Here is a 17,017-nt window from a genome sequence, read left to right as displayed (position 1 = left end):
CTTATACGCGCTCGATGATCGTCGCCGTGCCCATGCCAGCACCGATGCACAAGGTCACCAGCGCGGTGTTGAGATCGCGGCGTTCCAGCTCATCCAGCACCGTACCGAGGATCATCGCGCCGGTTGCGCCGAGCGGATGGCCCATGGCAATCGCGCCGCCATTGACGTTGATCTTGTCGTGCGGAATGTCGAAGGCCTGCATATAGCGCAGCACCACAGCGGCGAAGGCTTCGTTGAGTTCGAACAGGTCGATATCCGAAATCTTCAGCTTTGCCTGCTTGAGCAGTTTTTCCGTCACGTCGACCGGGCCGGTCAGCATCAGCGCCGGGTCGGAGCCGATATTGGCGAAAGCGCGGATACGGGCGCGCGGCTTGATGTCGAACGCCTTGCCAGCCTTCTTGGAGCCAACCAGAACGCCCGCTGCGCCATCGACGATACCCGACGAATTACCGGCATGATGAACGTGATTGACCGTTTCGATTTCCGGATGCGCCTGAATGCCGACAGCATTGAAGCCGCCCATTTCGCCCGGCATCACGAAGGACGGGTTCAACTGGCCCAGCGCCTGCATGTCGGTCGTCGGGCGCATATGCTCGTCATGGTCGAGAATGGTCAGGCCGTTCTGATCCTTGACCGAAATGACCGAATTCTTGAAATAACCCTTTTCCCACGACTTGCCTGCGCGCTTCTGGCTTTCGACAGCATAGGCATCGACGTCGTCGCGGCTGAAACCGTATTTCGTGGCGATCAGATCGGCGGAAACGCCCTGCGGCATGAAATAGCCCGGGAAGCCAACCGATGGATCCATGTACCAGGCGCCGCCCGACATGCCCATACCCACGCGCGACATGCTTTCAACGCCGCCCGCTATCACCAGATCATCGGCGCCGAAGGCAACCTTGGCAGCCGCCAGATTAATGGCATCGAGACCCGAAGCGCAGAAGCGCGAAATCTGGATGCCCGGGGCCTTGAAGTCGTATCCGGCTTCAAAAGCGGCAGAGCGCGGAATGACGGCACCGGCTTCGCCAACCGGATCGACACAGCCAAAAATAATGTCATCGACCTTGGCGGTATCGATGTTGTTGCGGTCGCGCAGGGATTCCAGAACCTTTGCGCCCAGACGCACAGCAGGCACTTCATGCAAGGACCCGTCCTTCTTGCCGCGCCCGCGCGGCGTCCGCACGTGATCGTAAATATAAGCCTCAGCCATTTTTTCTCCTTCCCGCCGGGTCCGAAGAACCCGGCCTAACCTTTAAAATATCGGCAGAAAATCAGAACGCATCCGCAGGCAGCGCCATCATGCTATCCGCACCCGACTGGATGCGCGCCAGATGGGCGGCACTTTCCGGCATGATACGCTCGAAATAGTACCGGGCAGTGACAAGCTTGGCTTCAAGGTAAGCCTTGTTGCCTTCACCTGCCGCCAGCTTTTCCTCGGCGACCTTGGCCATGCGGCCCCACATCAGGCCCAGAGCAACCAGACCGAAAAGGTGCATATAGTCATTGGAGGCTGCACCGGCATTGTCGGGCTTCGCCATGGCGTTCTGCATCAGCCACATGGTGGCGGCCTGAAGGTCGTTGAGCCCCTTCTTCAGATGCTTGGTGAAGAAGGACAGCTTCTCGTTGTCGCGATTGGCTTCGCAGAACTCGCCCGCTTCCTTGAAGAAGGTCGTGACCGCACGACCGCCATTCAGCGCCAGCTTGCGACCGACCAGATCGAGCGCCTGAATGCCGTTCGCACCCTCATAGATCATCGCAATGCGCGCATCGCGCACATACTGGCTCATGCCGTGTTCTTCGATATAGCCGTGACCGCCGAACACCTGCTGCGCCATGACGGCATGTTCAAAACCCTTGTCGGTCAGAACGCCTTTCAGCACCGGCGTCAACAGGCCGACCAGATCATCGGCGGCCTGACGCTCACCCTCATCACCGGAACGGTGCGCGATGTCGGAATTCAGCGCCGTCCACAGGATGAGCGCGCGGCCTGCTTCGTTGAAAGCGCGGATCGTCATCAGGTTGCGACGGATATCCGGATGCACGATAATCGGGTCAGCCTTCTTTTCCGGCTCTTTCGCGCCAGAAAGGGCGCGGCCCTGATTACGCTCGCGGGCATAGATCGCGGCATTCTGATAGGCGGTTTCGGCAATCGAAAGCCCCTGCAGCGCCACGCCGAGACGCGCTTCGTTCATCATGGTGAACATGGCGCGCAGGCCCTTATGCGCCTCGCCGATCAGATAGCCGGTCGCATCGTCATAGTTCATGACGCAGGTGGCGTTGCCGTGAATGCCCATCTTCTCTTCGATAGACCCACAGGAAACGCCGTTGCGCGCACCCGGGTTGCCGTTTTCATCGAGAATGAACTTCGGCACGATGAACAGCGAAATGCCCTTCACACCTTCCGGCGCGCCGTCGATACGGGCCAGCACCAGATGGATGATGTTTTCCGACATGTCATGTTCGCCAGCCGAGATGAAAATCTTCTGGCCGGAAATCTTGTAGGAGCCGTCGCCCTGCGGCGCCGCGCTGGTGCGCAGGAGACCCAAATCCGTGCCGCAATGCGGTTCGGTCAGGTTCATCGTGCCGGTCCAGGTGCCTTCCACCATCTTCGGCAGATAGGTGTCCTTCTGCTCATCGGTGCCATGGGCAAGGATCGCGGCAATCGCGCCCTGCGTCAGACCGGGATACATGGTGAGCGCCATATTGGCCGAGGACATATATTCGCCGACGGCGGTGTGCAGCAGATAAGGCAGACCCTGGCCGCCATATTGCTCCGGCACGGCGAGACCGAGCCAGCCGCCTTCGCGGTAAAGATCGAAGGCCTCCTTGAAACCCTTCGGCGCGGTGACGCTGCCATCGGCAGCGCGCTTGCAGCCTTCGCGGTCGCCGCTGTGATTGACAGGGAACAGGGTGCCTTCAGCGAGCTTTGCACCTTCCGACAGGATTGCCTCGACCACGTCGGGCGACGCGTCGGCAAAGCCCGGCAGATTGTTGTAACGCTGATAGTTCAGAACGTCGTTGAGCACGAAATTCGTATCTTCAACGGGCGCGCGATAGCTCGGCATCAAAATCCTCCAAATTCATCACCTGAGCCAGCCCGTAACGGACGGATACCAGCTCCAAACCGCGTTTCATGCATGCTGTCTGCTTAACTGGCAAAACGCCGTGACAACCTGCATGCTGCAACAAAAAGGACCGTTCTCACTCGAAAACCTGCCATTTTTGCAGCATTCTGGCCAGCCTTAACCCGTTCTCGGGTCGCAGCCGACCAGTTCGGACTCAAAACTAGCGCAGTTTGACGTTTCCGTAAACGTCAAAATTTCGCGAGCAGGCGTGTGGTGTAAAATGGGATTGGGAAGAAGGCCATGGTAGGCTTTGTCGGCGGGACTGGCGCAGTATGGCAGAATCCTTTCGCCGAACCAAAAACTCGCCCGCAAGAATCAACACTATAAAAAGCAATCTCTGATATAAAATTGCCAGCGCTCCTTTGCTATTTCGCGAAATAATAAATGACTTCAATAATAAGCTACCTTCATAAAAAGGCACATTTTAAAAATTGGGAGAAGTTCAATGCATAATCCAAACAACACCGTAAGCAAGCAATCAATTGCAGTTGAAGATGTATTGAAGGGACTCTCTTCAACACTCAGATGTATTGATTTTCTTTATGTTTATGACTGCAACAATAAGAAGAAATAATATTATCTCTGCTAAGAACGCCCGTTACTAACTTCTGGATGGAGATTAGGGGGTAGTTCACTCCCTAATTTTCCCGCTGGAAAGATAACTCTCATGACGAAACACTTTGAAACTCCGGTTATCTTTTCGCTGCCTCACCAGGCCGCAAGCGACTTTTGTGAGCACTATCTCACCAAGAGCGGCATCATGATTTCGCTCGCGGATTTGCGTGACAAGGAACTCGCGGCGGATCTGGCCGACCAGGCCGCACATGTCTTCGCAAACTTGCTCAAAGATTTGCAGTATCAGTTGGATTGCCCGGAAATCGGGATCGTCGCGGTCGATATACCGTCCATCCTTGACGATGCGACATTGGATGCCATTGCGGGTGCGCTGCTGGCCGTTTCGCTGACCCAGGCGCTTATGCCGACGTTAACCGACGGGAGAAACCAGACGCCGTTTTCCGTCTTCACCACTTCCGCAGACAGTCTCGAAAGACTTGAACGCGCCGGATTACAGGATCTAACGCCAACGAACCGATTGGAGTTTCATTCCGACAGTGCACTTACCGGCACAGAGGTGGCCGTTCCCGACTACATATCAGTCTATAACATTGCCATTAATTTCGAGGAACGCGGCTATTTTCATTGGGTTCCGACCTGCAAACTCGATGGTCTGGCAGCGCTTGTGGACAGAATAGGCTTATCGGATGCGTATTATTTCAAGCTCAATCCGACTGTCTATGAAGACGGGCAAAATGACGTGATGGTCATAGAACATCGCGTCAAGGCAACCATTTTCAGCCATGACCAGAACGGCTCGATTACAACTTATATGAGCGGCCAGTTCGACGGGAAGGTGGGCGAGGAGCATACCCAATCCCATGACGTCGTCACTGACATGGTGAATGCCATATCAGAAAACAAATTTCGCTATTCCATCCCGCAGGAAAGCCGCAGGTTGCTTATAATGAATAACGCAAACGGCTTTCACGCCCGCGACGCTCTTGAAAAGCCCCTGCCCGGCGTTGCCGTGAACCGGGTCTATCTTCGCTGCACGTCTGTAGCGGGCAAAGTTGTCGGCGAAATTGTGGGAGAATAGGCCCGATCCGACGCAGACGGGTGGTTCATTGGCTCAACAAAGCCTGCATCCGGTCCTGATTGCGCAGCCCGACTTCCCGAACGATCTCGGCGATCTGCGAGAGTTGCGACGACAGCGGGTTGCTTTTGCGCCAAACCAGACCGATGGTCCGCGACGGGCGCGGTTCGGCAAGGCGGAACATGCAGACATTCGCGGCGAGTGTTTCCGTATAGACCGCCATCTCCGGCACAAGCGTAATGCCGATGCCAGCACCCACCATCTGCACAAGCGTGGACAGTGAACTGCCTTCCATCAATTCACGCGGCGGCGCATTCGCAATATTGCAGAAGGATAGCGCCTGATCGCGGAAACAATGCCCTTCTTCCAGAAGAAGAAGCCGCATTTCATGCAGTTTTTCGGCGCTGGGAACCGGCTTGCCCGCATCTTCCAGCGGGCGCATCAGCACGAATTCCTCTTCAAAGAGGGGCACTTCCTGCAAGGCAGGCTCGGAAATCGGCAAGGCGACAATCGCCGCGTCCAGTCTGGCTTCCAAAAGGTCTTCGATCAGTTTCTGGGTGATGGCCTCACGCGGGCGTGGTTCCAGCCCCGGATAACGCTGGGTGAGCGTCTTGATCACTTCCGGCAGAAGATAGGGCGCAACCGTCGGGATCACGCCGAGACGCAGGCGCCCCGTGAACGGGCCATGCGCTGCCCGCGCCAGCTCTTCCAGTTCGTCGACCGAACGCAGAATGCCGCGCACCCTCTCCGCGAATTCCTCACCGAGCCCGGTCAGGCGGATTTGTCTGCCACCACGCTCCACCAGAGGCGCGCCGATCAGGTCTTCCAGTTCCTTGATCTGCAAGGATAAGGCGGGTTGAGAGATGGAGCAGGCCGCTGCCGCGCGCCCGAAATGGCTCAATCGCGCCAGCGAGTCGAAATAGCGAAGGTGTTTCATGGAGAGGCCAATCATAAGCTGAGCATATCGCAGCCTTTAGAATATACAATTGGAATTTATCGGAAGCATTGATTACCGTACCAAAACTGACTGTGGCCCGGAGTGTCCGCCTTCATAAAGCGGACGCTTTGGCATGCCAGTGTCAGCCGCTCGTTCAATTTAGCGAAAGCCATCTTTGGGAAAGCCATCGGAGAGCAATCATGGACGTTAAGACGAAATCGGCCGGAAAATGTCCGGTCATGCATGGCGGCAATACCGCGCTTGGCAGTTCTGTCATGGAATGGTGGCCCAATGCGCTGAACCTCGACATTCTGCACCAGCACGACAGCAAGACCAATCCGCTGGGCAAGGACTTCAACTATAAAGAAGAGCTGAAAAAGCTCGACGTGGAAGCCCTCAAGGCCGATCTGCGCGCGCTCATGACCGATAGTCAGGAGTGGTGGCCTGCCGACTGGGGCAGCTATGTCGGCATGATGGCTCGCGTGACTTGGCACGCCGCCGGTTCCTACCGCACCTCCGATGGTCGCGGTGGCGCCAGCACCGGTAACCAGCGTTTTGCGCCGCTCAATTCCTGGCCGGATAACGTCAACACCGATAAGGGTCGCCGTTTGCTGTGGCCGATCAAGAAGAAGTACGGCAACCGGCTCTCCTGGGCCGACCTGATCGCGCTCGCCGGTACGATTGCCTATGATGTCGCCGGTCTTAAGACCTTTGGTTTCGCCTTTGGCCGTGAAGATATCTGGGCGCCCGAAAAAGACACCTATTGGGGCAATGAAAAGGAATGGCTGGCGCCAAGCGATGGCCGTTACGGTGACGTGACCAAGCCGAGCACGCTGGACAACCCGCTGGCGGCGGTCCAAATGGGCCTCATCTACGTCAACCCGGAAGGCGTGAACGGTAAGTCCGATCCGCTGGCAACGGCAGCGCAGATGCGCGAAACCTTTGCCCGCATGGGTATGGACGACGAGGAAACCGTGGCGCTGACAGCTGGCGGCCATACGATCGGCAAGACCCATGGCAATGGCGATCCGGCTAACCTCAGTCCCGATCCGGAAGATGCAGGGCCTGAATATCAGGGGCTGGGCTGGATGAATACCAAGGGTCGCGGCATCGGTCGTGATACCGTGGTTTCGGGCCTCGAAGGCGCATGGACCACGGAACCCACCAAGTGGGACAACGGTTTCTTCGAAATGCTGTTCAAGCATGAATGGCATCTGGTCAAGAGCCCGGCTGGCGCATCGCAATGGGAGCCCATTTCGATTGCCGAGCAGGACAAGCCGGTTGACGTGGAAGACCCGTCAATCCGACTGAACCCGATGATGACCGATGCTGATATGGCGCTGAAGGTAGACCCGATCTATCGCGCGATTTCCGAGCGTTTCATGAACGACTTCGACGCGTTCTCGGATGCCTTTGCCCGCGCATGGTTCAAGCTGACCCATCGCGACATGGGCCCGAAGACCCGTTACATCGGGCCTGACGCGCCGACGGAAGACCTGATCTGGCAGGACCCGGTTCCTGCTGGCCGCACGGATTACGACGTGAAGGACCTCAAGGCCAAGATCGCCGTTTCCGGCCTTTCCGTGTCCGATCTGGTTTCCACCGCCTGGGACAGCGCCCGCACCTATCGCGGTTCGGATTTCCGTGGCGGCGCAAACGGCGCGCGTATCCGTCTGGCTCCGCAGAAGGATTGGGCAGGCAACGAGCCGGAACGTCTGGCCCGTGTTCTCTCGGTTCTGGAACCGATTGCAGCGGCGTCTGGCGCAAGTCTGGCCGATGTCATCGTGCTGGCTGGCAATTACGGTGTGGAACAGGCAGCCAAGGCCGCCGGTTTCGACATTGAAGTGCCTTTCGCACCGGGACGTGGCGATGCGACAGCCGAGCAGACCGATGCCGAAAGCTTTGCTCCGCTCGAGCCGCTGGCAGACGGTTTCCGCAACTGGCAGAAGCAGGACTATGTGGTCAGCGCCGAGGAACTGCTCCTCGACCGTGCCCAGCTCATGGGCCTCACCGCCCCTGAAATGACGGTCCTTGTCGGCGGCATGCGCGCCATCGGCACCAACCATGGCGGCACGGCGCATGGCGTCTTCACCGACAAGGTCGGCGCGTTGACGACGGATTTCTTCGCCACGCTCACCGACATGCGCTACACGTGGGTTCCGACCGGCGAAGGCCTGTATGAAATCCGCGACCGCAAGACCGGCACGCCGAAGTTCACCGCAACGCGCGTCGATCTCGTTTTCGGTTCGAATTCGATCCTTCGCGCCTATGCCGAAGTCTATGCTCAGGACGACAGCAAGGAGAAGTTCGTGAAGGACTTCGTTGCCGCCTGGACCAAGGTGATGAACGCCGACCGTTTCGATCTGGCATAAAAGCCGATCTAGAGCATTTCCAGCAAAAGTGCGAAGCGGTTTTGCGTAGGACAATGCGTGAAAACAAATGGATAGAGCGGCTCCAGCGATTCCAATTTAACTGGAACCGCTCTAACGAAAAAGCCTCCCCCGAAGGTTTCGGTGGAGGCTTTTTTATTTATTTCGCCATGTCGATGGCGGAGCTGAGCTCTTCAACCGCCTGATCAGCCGTCAGCTGGCCATTGAACTGACGGGTGATGACATCGAACATCGCATTCTTGATCGCGGTTGGCTGTGCATGCGACTGCGAGAAGGAACCAAGCAGCGATCCGCTCTTGTCGGCGGCGGCCAGATCCTTGATCGCCTTTTGTCCGCATTCGTCAAATGCCGTGGTCGGCACATCCGTGCGCGCCGGTGCCGAGCCCTTCACCACATTGAAGGCCGACTGGAAATTGACGTCTTCCACAGCGGCTGCGAGTGCAAGTTGCGCCTTGCGCTTGTCCTCACCCACTTCGAAGACAGCGAACTGATCGGCATTGAAAGCCACGGAACCTTCCGTTCCCGGAAAACGACCGCAAACGAAATCCGCGCCCGGCTTTTTTCCGGCCTTGGTGAACTCGCCCTTGGCCCAGTCGCCCATGAACTGCACGCCCGCCTTGTCGTCGATGACCATTGATGAGGCAAGATTCCAGTCACGTCCGGAGAAGTTGTCGTCCACATAGGTGCGCAGCTTCGCCATCCGCTCGAAGACCTGCTTCATGGTATCGCTCTTCAGCGCTTCCGGATCGAGATCGATCAGCGCCTTCTTGTAGAAATCCGGCCCGAACGACATCACGACACTTGTGAAGATAAGCGCTTCCTGCCAGGGCTGGCCGCCATGGGCAATCGGCGTGATCCCCTGTTCCTTGAACTTGTCGAGCAGCGCGACAAGCTCGTCCCAGTTCTGCGGCACTTTTCCGCCTGCCTTGTCGAGCGCGGCCTTGTTGTACCACGCCCAGTTGGTGGAATGCACATTGACCGGCGCGGCGATCCAGTGGCCGTCATATTTCGAGAAGCGCTGGATTGCAGGCGGGATGACCTTGTCCCAGCCTTCCTTGTCGGCGACTTCATCCAGATTGCCGAGCACGCCCTGCTCCGCCCAATCCAGAATGTCGAAACCCTGCATCTGCACGGCGGCAGGCGCATTGCCCGCCGTCACACGGGCGCGCAAGGTCGTCATGGCAGCCTCGCCCGCACCGCCGGCGACCGGCATATCGACCCAGCCAATACCCTGTTTCTGAAGATTTTCCTTCAAGAGATTAAGCGCTGCCGCCTCACCGCCCGAGGTCCAGTAATGGAGAACTTCCACGCTTTCCTCGGCTTGCGCCAGGTTCGCCCCACCCAAAATACTGACACCCGCCAGCAGCATTCCCATCATCAAGCGCATTCTCATATCTCCTCGTTAAGAGCGCATCCCGAAAAGTGTGAAACGGTTATCGGAGAAGATGCGCGTTATAACAGAAAAATTAGAGCGCGGTTCGATCTGATTCAATCAGATCGAACCGCGCTCTAAGAATGGCGCACACAACCATGTGTCCAGCGAAACGAAATTCACTATCGCGTTGGCGTAAACATGCCGTGGGCGACACGCCTACACTTCATTTTTCAGCGTTTCTTTCTGCGTAATCAGACGCGCTGAGTGCTGCCCCGAAATGAAGACCCAGAGCCAGCTGAGCGCCACCGCCAGACGGCTGCGCGTGCCAATGAGAAAATAGATATGGGCGAGGCCCCATATCCACCATGCAATCCAGCCTTTGAGCCGCAGCGACCCGAAATCGATGACGGCTGCACTTGGACCGATGGTGGCAAGGTTGCCAAGATGCTTGTAACGGAAGGAACCGGGCGCGGCATGATTGGCAAACCGCGCCTTGATCACCTTCGCCACATATTTGCCCTGCTGCTTGGCGGCAGGCGCAATGCCCGGCACTGGCTTTCCATCAGCGGTTTTGACCAGAGCCGTATCCCCGACGATAAAGATTTCGGGATGGCCCTTCACTGTCAGGTCCGGCTCGACCACGGCGCGCCCGGCGCGATCCTGTTCGGCGCCCACCCATTCAGCCGCTTTCGAAGCCTGCACACCCGCCGCCCAGATGACGGTGCGGCTCGCGACCTGTTCGTCACCGATGGAAATGCCCCTGGCATCGCAGGCAGTGACGGGCGTTCCGGTTCTGACCTCCACGCCCATTTTCGTCAGCGACTTCTCCGCATATTCCGAAAGCGACGGCGGGAAAACCGGCAGAATGCGCGGCCCGGCTTCAATGAGTATGATGCGGGCTGTGGATGTATCGATATTGCGGAATTCCTTGACCAAGGTGCGGTGGGCCAGTTCCGCAATGATCCCCGCCAGTTCCACGCCGGTCGGCCCCGCGCCGATGATGCTGAATGTCAACAGCGCTTTGCGAACTTCGGGATCGGCCTCCAGCTCGGCCTGTTCGAAAGCCAGCAGGAGACGGCGGCGAATAGTCGTCGCATCTTCCAGCGCCTTCAGGCCCGGTGCATAAGGCTCCCATTCGTCGCGTCCGAAATAAGCGTGCCGCGCACCGGTCGCAAGCACAAGCGTGTCATAATCAACGGCGTGCCCATCGCGGAGATGCACCTTGCGCGCCTGCGTGTCCACGCCCGTCACTTCAGCCAGCAGGGTGGAAACCTCTTCGCGATTGCGAAAGACGGAGCGGATCGGCCAGGCGATTTCCGATGTTGCAAGAACAGTCGTCGCGACCTGATAGAGCAAGGGCTGGAAAAGATGATGGTTTCTGCGATCGATGATCGTGATCGATGTATCCGGACTTTGCAGATCTTTCGCCAGCTGCAAACCCGCAAAACCGCCGCCGACAATCACTACGCGATGCTGAGCCAATTCGCTTTTCCTTTCGCCGCCTGCATCCTGTCGAGGACTCACCATACACGCGAGCGCTTGCTCTGCCTTTCAAAAACCATCGCAAGCGTGGGGGATGTCCGCTCCATGTAATAAGTAGCGCCGCGCGGAAAAAAGTCAGCCCGCAACCGATGCTCGGATGCGGGCTTTTAAAAGGGCGCGCGGGCTGGCTTCAGCGCAGCAGATAGGCAGGTATTTTGGGATCGAAGCCGACAATGCGCTGCCCTTCGGCAAAGGCTGCGCGCAGCGTCTCGCGAAGCGACAGGCGCGCCTGCATGGCCGCCGCTGGATCTGTCGCAAGCAGCTGGTCGATATCGCCGGGAAATTCGACGCGACGAATATCGGCGGGAAATTCAGGCGCCTGCCCTTTGGAACGGGCTTCGACACGCGGATCGTCCAAGTGCCAGTCGGCTACGATGCGATCCGACGGAAGGCCCGCATTGATGCCGACCATCGGACCATAATAGTCGATGTGATAGGTGGACGACGTGGCGCCAAGGCTTGCAATATTCAACCCGGCATTGACCGCGCGAATGGGATCATAGGTCCAGCGCACATGGGTCACGCCGCGCGCAAGGCACCAGTCACGCTGGAACCACTTCATGCGCGCACCAAGCTTCAGGCCCCGCGCTTCCGGCAAAACCGCCAGACGATGCGAATGCTGGATGCCCGGTGTCGCAGTCGGGAAACCGAAGATGAAACCCAGCATCTTCTCACCATCGAAGGCACCGGCGACAAGCCCGCCTTCATGCTGGATAGCAAGCAACAGATCGGAGGCATCGACAGGATCGTCGTCGCCCCAGACAAGCCGCTGCACAGTTTCCGAATCCTTCATCTCGGCCAGCGATGCGAGTTCGCGGATGACTATTTCGCTCATGCTGCGAATTCCTCGCGATGGTTCGTCACCGTATCGAGGAAGGCGCGGTCGAGCGTCACACCAATACCCGGGCCGTTTTTCGGCACAGCCATGCGGCCGTTTTCGGCTTCCAGCGGCTCATTGACAATGTCGCGCGGGAAATAGCGACTGGCGGACGAGGTATCCCCCGGCTTGGTGAAATTCACCAGCGTCGAAAGATGGATATTGTGCGCACGTCCAATGCCTGCCTCCAGCATGCCGCCGCACCATACAGGTACATCGAAAGCCGCGCAGACATCATGAATGGCCCGCGATGCGCTGTGGCCACCGACGCGCCCGACCTTGATGTTGATGACCCGGCAGGCACGCGCGACGAGCGCCTTGCGCGCATCGACCGAAGAGCGAATGCTTTCATCGAGACAAATGGCCGTCAGCAGTTTTTCCTGCACATGCACATGGTCGGTAATGTCGTCAAACGCCAACGGCTGCTCGATGTAATCGAGCGCGAATGCGTCCATGGCTTTCAAAAGCGGCAGGTCCGACAGGCGATAATCCGTATTGGCGTCAACGGTCAGCTTGGCGTCCGGGAAGCGGTCGCGCACGGCTTGCAGCATCGCCAGATCATGGCCGCGCTTGATCTTGAGCTTCACGCGCTTGTAACCGGCGTCGAGCGAAGCCGCGACGCGGTCAATCGTCGTTGGAATATCGGCGATGCCAAGGCTGACACCAACATCGATGGCATCGCGAACGCCACCAAGCGCAACGCTCAATGGCAGGTTCAGCGCTTTCGCCCACAAGTCCCACACGGCCATTTCGACCATGGCCTTGCTCATCCTGTGCCCGCGCCACGGATCGAGAATGGCGGCAAGATCAGCCGGACCGTTGAAACGCTTTCCAACAATCTGCGGCAGCAGCACATCGCGCAGGAATGAGAGCGAGCCGGAGATGGTTTCTTCGAGATAATCCGGCAAGGGGTCCATCACGCCTTCGGCATAGCCTTCAAGACCTTCCGCCTTCAGGGTGAGGATCGGTATCACCTTTTCAGTCATCGTGCCGGTGGAGATCACGAAAGGCACGAGCAGCGGCAACCGGATAACCCGTATTTCAGCCGCCTCGATTTTTAATCCGGCGAAAATTGGCGCTGTCTGCATCGGATACTCCATCCGTGGGTATGATTGATTACGTCAGATCGAAACGGTTCTAGAGCGGTTCCGATTAAAACGGAATCGTGGATCCGCTCAATCTATTTGTTTTACGCACTATCCTACGCATCGAAGCGGGATTAGAAATCAGTCCAGTGGACTGATTTCCCAGCGTAGGCGCTACGCACTTTTGCTGGAAATGCTCTAAATTCCCTGTTCGCTGGCAAAAGTCCAACAGATTCAGTTGGGACTTTCACTGATGTACTCACGAGAGTGTATCCAGTGGGAAAACCGGACGCCGCAGGCGCGAATAAGTGCGTCTCGAAAGATCCGGCGAACTCAACCCACCAGCATCGGTCACGATGATCTGCGCCGCAATCGGGCCGAAAGCCCCCTTGAAATGCTGCATCGACTTGACCGCAACAATTGCCTTTTCCTTCGGCTCGATACCGACAATCCGGAAGATGTTCTGATCGAGCATCTGCATCCGTTCGGAAACGATCATGATGTCGATCCCCTCCACGCGCAGGCACACGGATTTTCCGGTCGTTCCGGGCAGACCCGTAAACATCGGCCCTTCGAAAACGAAGCTGCCTTCGCTGATCGCCATGACACGGCCCGTCACCGTCAGCGGGCCACCGCCGACCGTTGGATCAGACTTGCCGCCAATCGTCACCGTGAGGGTCTCGCCCACTGCCTTGGCTGCAATCTCGGCCACCGCTTCGGGGTCCAGCAGCGCGCCAGCGGCGGCATCGGTCACACCGGCGTCCAGCATCGCCGCAATCAGCGCGGTGCAATCGCTATAAGCGCCCGAGCCGGGATTATCCGAGAAGTCCGCAACAACAATCGTGCCCTTGGCGCCGCGCGCCTCTTTCAATCGCGCGATGCACGCATCAAGAGGCATCGGCTGCGTCCACTGATCCTTATAGGACCAGATTTCATCACACATCTTGCCTGCAACATCGAAAGCGGCCTGCCGTTCAACACTTTTCGCATCGAAGGTGACAATAACACTTGGTCCCGCCGCCCAAACATCGGCATCGGTGAAACCGGCATTGATCGCCACATTGAGGATGCCCGGCTGCTGCATTTCGCGGTCCGCGCTTTCGAGCAGACGGCACATCGGGCCATTATCCGTCGTGCGACCGTCATCGCAACCGAGCAGCATTGGCGGGCGGGCGATGGCGAGAGCAGGTTCGATCTCGCCCTTCATCGCCCGATCCAGCAGCGAACAAGCCTCAACCCCAACCTCATTCATATCGACATGCGGATAGGTTCGGAATGAAACCGCGATCTGCGCCAGATCGGCCAGTTCGTCGAAAATATTCGCATGAAGATCGAGCGTGATGGCAATCGGTACATCATACCCAACCACCGAGCGGATTTCGCGCAGGAACTGGCTGTCGCCATCCTGATCCGTTTCCGTCACCATGGCACCATGCAGAGCGACGAAGATACCGTTGAACGGTCCGCATTCCTTCAACCGCCGCAGGCATTCGCCTGTGATTTCCAGACGTGCGCTTTCCAGCACCGCGCCATTCGGCTCCGCATGGGCGGCAGTAATATAAACAGGTGTCCATCCCTTTTCATCCGCGACCTTTATCGCGCCGCCGACCTCCGAGCCGGTGCCGCGGAAATTGGCCGGAATCTCATCACCCTTGAAATAGTGGGACGCACGGAAATCGCCAATACTCGTGCGATTTTTCGTGAAGGTATTACTTTCATTGATGAGTTCGATGATCGCAACGCGATAGGACACGGGATCGACCTTTCTTAGAGCGGTTCCGGTGAAAACGGAATCGTGGAACCGCTCTATCTATTTGTTTTTACGCATTATCCTACGCAAAACCGCTACGCACTTTTGCTGGAAATGCTCTATGTCGGCGAAGACCAGTCTGGATTGGTCGAGAATGTAACGGCTGAAGCATGATCGCGCCGCCGCAACCTTGCGCATGGCACAAGGCGGGCACCCGATCTGATGTGGTGCTTCAGATCAGGGCCCTTTCGGAACGAACTATTTTGCGAAGATTTCGCTGGCGAATTTCGGCTTTTCCCGAATGTCGAAGTCAAAATACTTGGCGCGGATCTTGTCGTAGGTGCCGTCCTGGATGATCTCTTCCAGCGCCTTGTTGACGCGCGCGCGCAGCTCCTCATCATCCTTGCGGAAGGCCATGCCAGCGCCCAATGTGCCATCGAGCAGGAACTCGTTACCGACAAACTCGCAGCAGCTCGCTCCCTTAGAAATCCAGTTGCTGAGCGCGAACTTGGATTCAAGCACGAGGTCCACGCGACCGTTTTCAATGTCGAGGAAAGCTTCTTCCAGCGTCGGATAGAGCTTCACCTCATTATCAGGGAAAAAGCGCTGCAAAACATCGACCGCGATAGAGCCGGTCTGGGTGCCTATGACCTTCCCCTTGGCGCTTTCCGGCGTCACGTCCTTCAGGCCAAGTTCCTTCAACGCAACAAACCGCATGGTATTGTAGTAGTAGGGATTGGAAAAATTGACCTGCTGCATGCGCGATTCCGTGATAGCCATCGACGACGCCATCACATCAAATTTCTTCGCCTGAAGAGCAGGAATAATCCCGCTCCATTCATTGGCGCTCCACACGCAATCCGCTTTCAGTTTCTCGCAGATCGCATCGCCGACGTCGATATCGAAGCCCTGCAGCTTCCCATTGGGATCGAGGTAATTGAACGGCGCATAAGCGCCCTCGGCTCCCATGCGGATTTCCTCGGCATAGGATGGGAAAGCACCGAACACGGCGACAACCGCTGCAATAATTCCCATTTTGGCGTGCTTATGCATGTTCCGATCTCCTGTTATTCGCCCTTGCCCGGCAATGTCTGATCCCAGAAAATCAGCGTCACCTGAGATCATCAGCCGGTGGGAATGCTCCCTTGGGCAGCTTTTATTGATTGACGATTATGCTTGTGCCCGCAGCCGATCAATGCAAAAGAACTATTCAATGTTATTAGAAAATTTAATGGGACTATGAATTCACGAGCCGGGCGGAGAAGACTTCCAAGCTTGAAAGCGTTGCGGGCTTTTGAAGCCGTGGCGCACTGCCAGAGCTTTACCGCTGCGGCGGAAGAGCTTGCGGTCAGCCAAGGCGCGGTCAGTCATCAGATCAAACTTCTCGAACAGGCCTTGGGCTGCCAGTTGCTTATTCGCGGGCCTCGTGGCGTGACCGTTACCGCAGAGGGCGCATTGCTGGCCGAAGTTTGTGGGCGTGCCCTTGACGAAATCGGTGCTGTGACGGCCCTTATCGGTCAGGACAACAGGGCGCAAATTCTCCGCGTCCGCGCCGGGCCTTTCTTCTCTATGGAAGTCATTGCCAGCCGCATTGCTGGATTCCTCAAACAGAACCCGGGTATACAGCTGCATCTGAACAATCTCGAGATCGATTCCATTGCGCATGACAGAGAAGACGCGCAGATCAAATATTGCCTGAACGCCCCTGCCGGTGCCTACAGCATCGACCTGTTGACCGAAAAGCTCGTTCCCGTCTGTAGCCCTTCTCTTCTCGAAGGCGTGGCAAACCCGGAAGACCTTCTCACAAACCCCGACATTCCGCGCCTACACTACCGCGACATGAGCGATTGGAAGCGATGGATATCGCACCACGGCATTGGTGATATAGCCGCAAACTCAAATCTGTTTTTCGACGACCAGCACACGCTTCTGGCGGCGGCGCGGTCGGGACAAGGCATTGGCTTTTCTCATCGACCGCTTCTCGAAAGCGACGTGCAGCGCGGCAGTCTCGGCATCGTATCGGAGAAATTCTTCCAGCCCAAGGAATCTTACAAGTTCATTTGCAGCCATGAGACCATTGCCTCAAACCATGCATTACAGCTCTTCCGCGACTGGCTGATGGCTGAGGTTTCGACGATCTGCTAGGCGGCACGACTTTTAAAGCATGTCGCTGTTAACCGGATTCGGGATTCCCGTTTGGCTTGATCTGTGATTCACTTGTCTCATGGAAGGAGATGCACCATGGGCAAGCCGCATCCGATTGAGTTGCGTGAGCGTGTCGTTGC

The 17,017-nt window shown here is 57.3% G+C and carries 12 protein-coding genes; 3 read left to right on the top strand and 9 right to left on the bottom strand.

All coding sequences use genetic code 11. From position 1 onward, the window contains the following. Position 1: 1 nt before the first annotated feature. Positions 2-1,210: an acetyl-CoA C-acetyltransferase gene (locus ABWW11_RS21595; RefSeq protein ID WP_109367002.1), complete on the bottom strand. Its 1,209-nt coding sequence runs from the start codon at positions 1,208-1,210 to the stop codon at positions 2-4. A gap of 61 nt (positions 1,211-1,271) precedes the next feature. Beyond that, on the bottom strand, positions 1,272-3,065 hold the full coding sequence (locus ABWW11_RS21590; protein WP_109367001.1) for an acyl-CoA dehydrogenase C-terminal domain-containing protein: 1,794 nt from the start codon (positions 3,063-3,065) through the stop codon (positions 1,272-1,274). An 838-nt stretch (positions 3,066-3,903) separates the two neighbouring features. Here ABWW11_RS21590 and ABWW11_RS21585 point away from each other — a divergent pair. Continuing rightward, positions 3,904-4,779 (top strand): hypothetical protein, encoded by an 876-nt coding sequence (locus ABWW11_RS21585; RefSeq protein WP_353411553.1) that lies wholly within the window; start codon positions 3,904-3,906, stop codon positions 4,777-4,779. A gap of 25 nt (positions 4,780-4,804) precedes the next feature. Here ABWW11_RS21585 and ABWW11_RS21580 read toward each other — a convergent pair whose 3' ends face one another. After that, positions 4,805-5,728 carry a hydrogen peroxide-inducible genes activator gene (locus ABWW11_RS21580; RefSeq protein WP_109366999.1) on the bottom strand — a complete coding sequence of 308 codons (924 nt, stop codon included), beginning with the start codon at positions 5,726-5,728 and terminating at the stop codon, positions 4,805-4,807. 185 nt (positions 5,729-5,913) lie between these two features. On the opposite strand from ABWW11_RS21580, the gene katG reads away from it, so the two are divergent. Continuing rightward, complete coding sequence (gene katG, locus ABWW11_RS21575; RefSeq protein WP_109366998.1) at positions 5,914-8,085, top strand: catalase/peroxidase HPI; 2,172 nt, start codon at positions 5,914-5,916, stop codon at positions 8,083-8,085. Between the two features lie 157 nt (positions 8,086-8,242). Here katG and ABWW11_RS21570 read toward each other — a convergent pair whose 3' ends face one another. From ABWW11_RS21570 to ABWW11_RS21545, 6 genes are all read right to left on the bottom strand, one after another. Further along, entirely contained in the window at positions 8,243-9,490 is a 1,248-nt protein-coding gene (locus ABWW11_RS21570) for an ABC transporter substrate-binding protein (RefSeq protein ID WP_109366997.1), read from the bottom strand. A gap of 204 nt (positions 9,491-9,694) precedes the next feature. Beyond that, on the bottom strand, positions 9,695-10,960 hold the full coding sequence (locus ABWW11_RS21565) for an NAD(P)/FAD-dependent oxidoreductase (RefSeq protein ID WP_209445998.1): 1,266 nt from the start codon (positions 10,958-10,960) through the stop codon (positions 9,695-9,697). Between the two features lie 190 nt (positions 10,961-11,150). After that, complete coding sequence (locus ABWW11_RS21560; protein WP_109366995.1) at positions 11,151-11,855, bottom strand: GNAT family N-acetyltransferase; 705 nt, start codon at positions 11,853-11,855, stop codon at positions 11,151-11,153. Then, a complete protein-coding gene (gene menC, locus ABWW11_RS21555; protein WP_109366994.1) occupies positions 11,852-12,985 on the bottom strand; it encodes an o-succinylbenzoate synthase in 1,134 nt (377 codons plus the stop codon). Before menC ends, ABWW11_RS21560 begins: the two co-directional genes overlap by 4 nt. 256 nt (positions 12,986-13,241) lie before the next feature. Beyond that, complete coding sequence (locus ABWW11_RS21550; RefSeq protein WP_109366993.1) at positions 13,242-14,735, bottom strand: M81 family metallopeptidase; 1,494 nt, start codon at positions 14,733-14,735, stop codon at positions 13,242-13,244. Positions 14,736-14,990: 255 nt separating this feature from the next. Next, positions 14,991-15,785 carry an ABC transporter substrate-binding protein gene (locus tag ABWW11_RS21545; RefSeq protein ID WP_235859018.1) on the bottom strand — a complete coding sequence of 265 codons (795 nt, stop codon included), beginning with the start codon at positions 15,783-15,785 and terminating at the stop codon, positions 14,991-14,993. 123 nt (positions 15,786-15,908) lie between these two features. Here ABWW11_RS21545 and ABWW11_RS21540 point away from each other — a divergent pair, with 123 nt between their 5' ends. Next, the gene (locus ABWW11_RS21540) at positions 15,909-16,877 is read left to right on the top strand and encodes a LysR family transcriptional regulator (protein WP_235859017.1); all 969 of its coding nucleotides are present in this window, start codon (positions 15,909-15,911) and stop codon (positions 16,875-16,877) included. Positions 16,878-17,017: the final 140 nt, after the last annotated feature.

The organism is Brucella sp. NBRC 113783 (genome assembly GCF_040372265.1).
Lineage (GTDB): Bacteria > Pseudomonadota > Alphaproteobacteria > Rhizobiales > Rhizobiaceae > Brucella > Brucella teleogrylli.
Note: the sequence above shows the minus strand (reverse complement) of the source record. Positions and strands in the feature narration are given on the sequence as shown.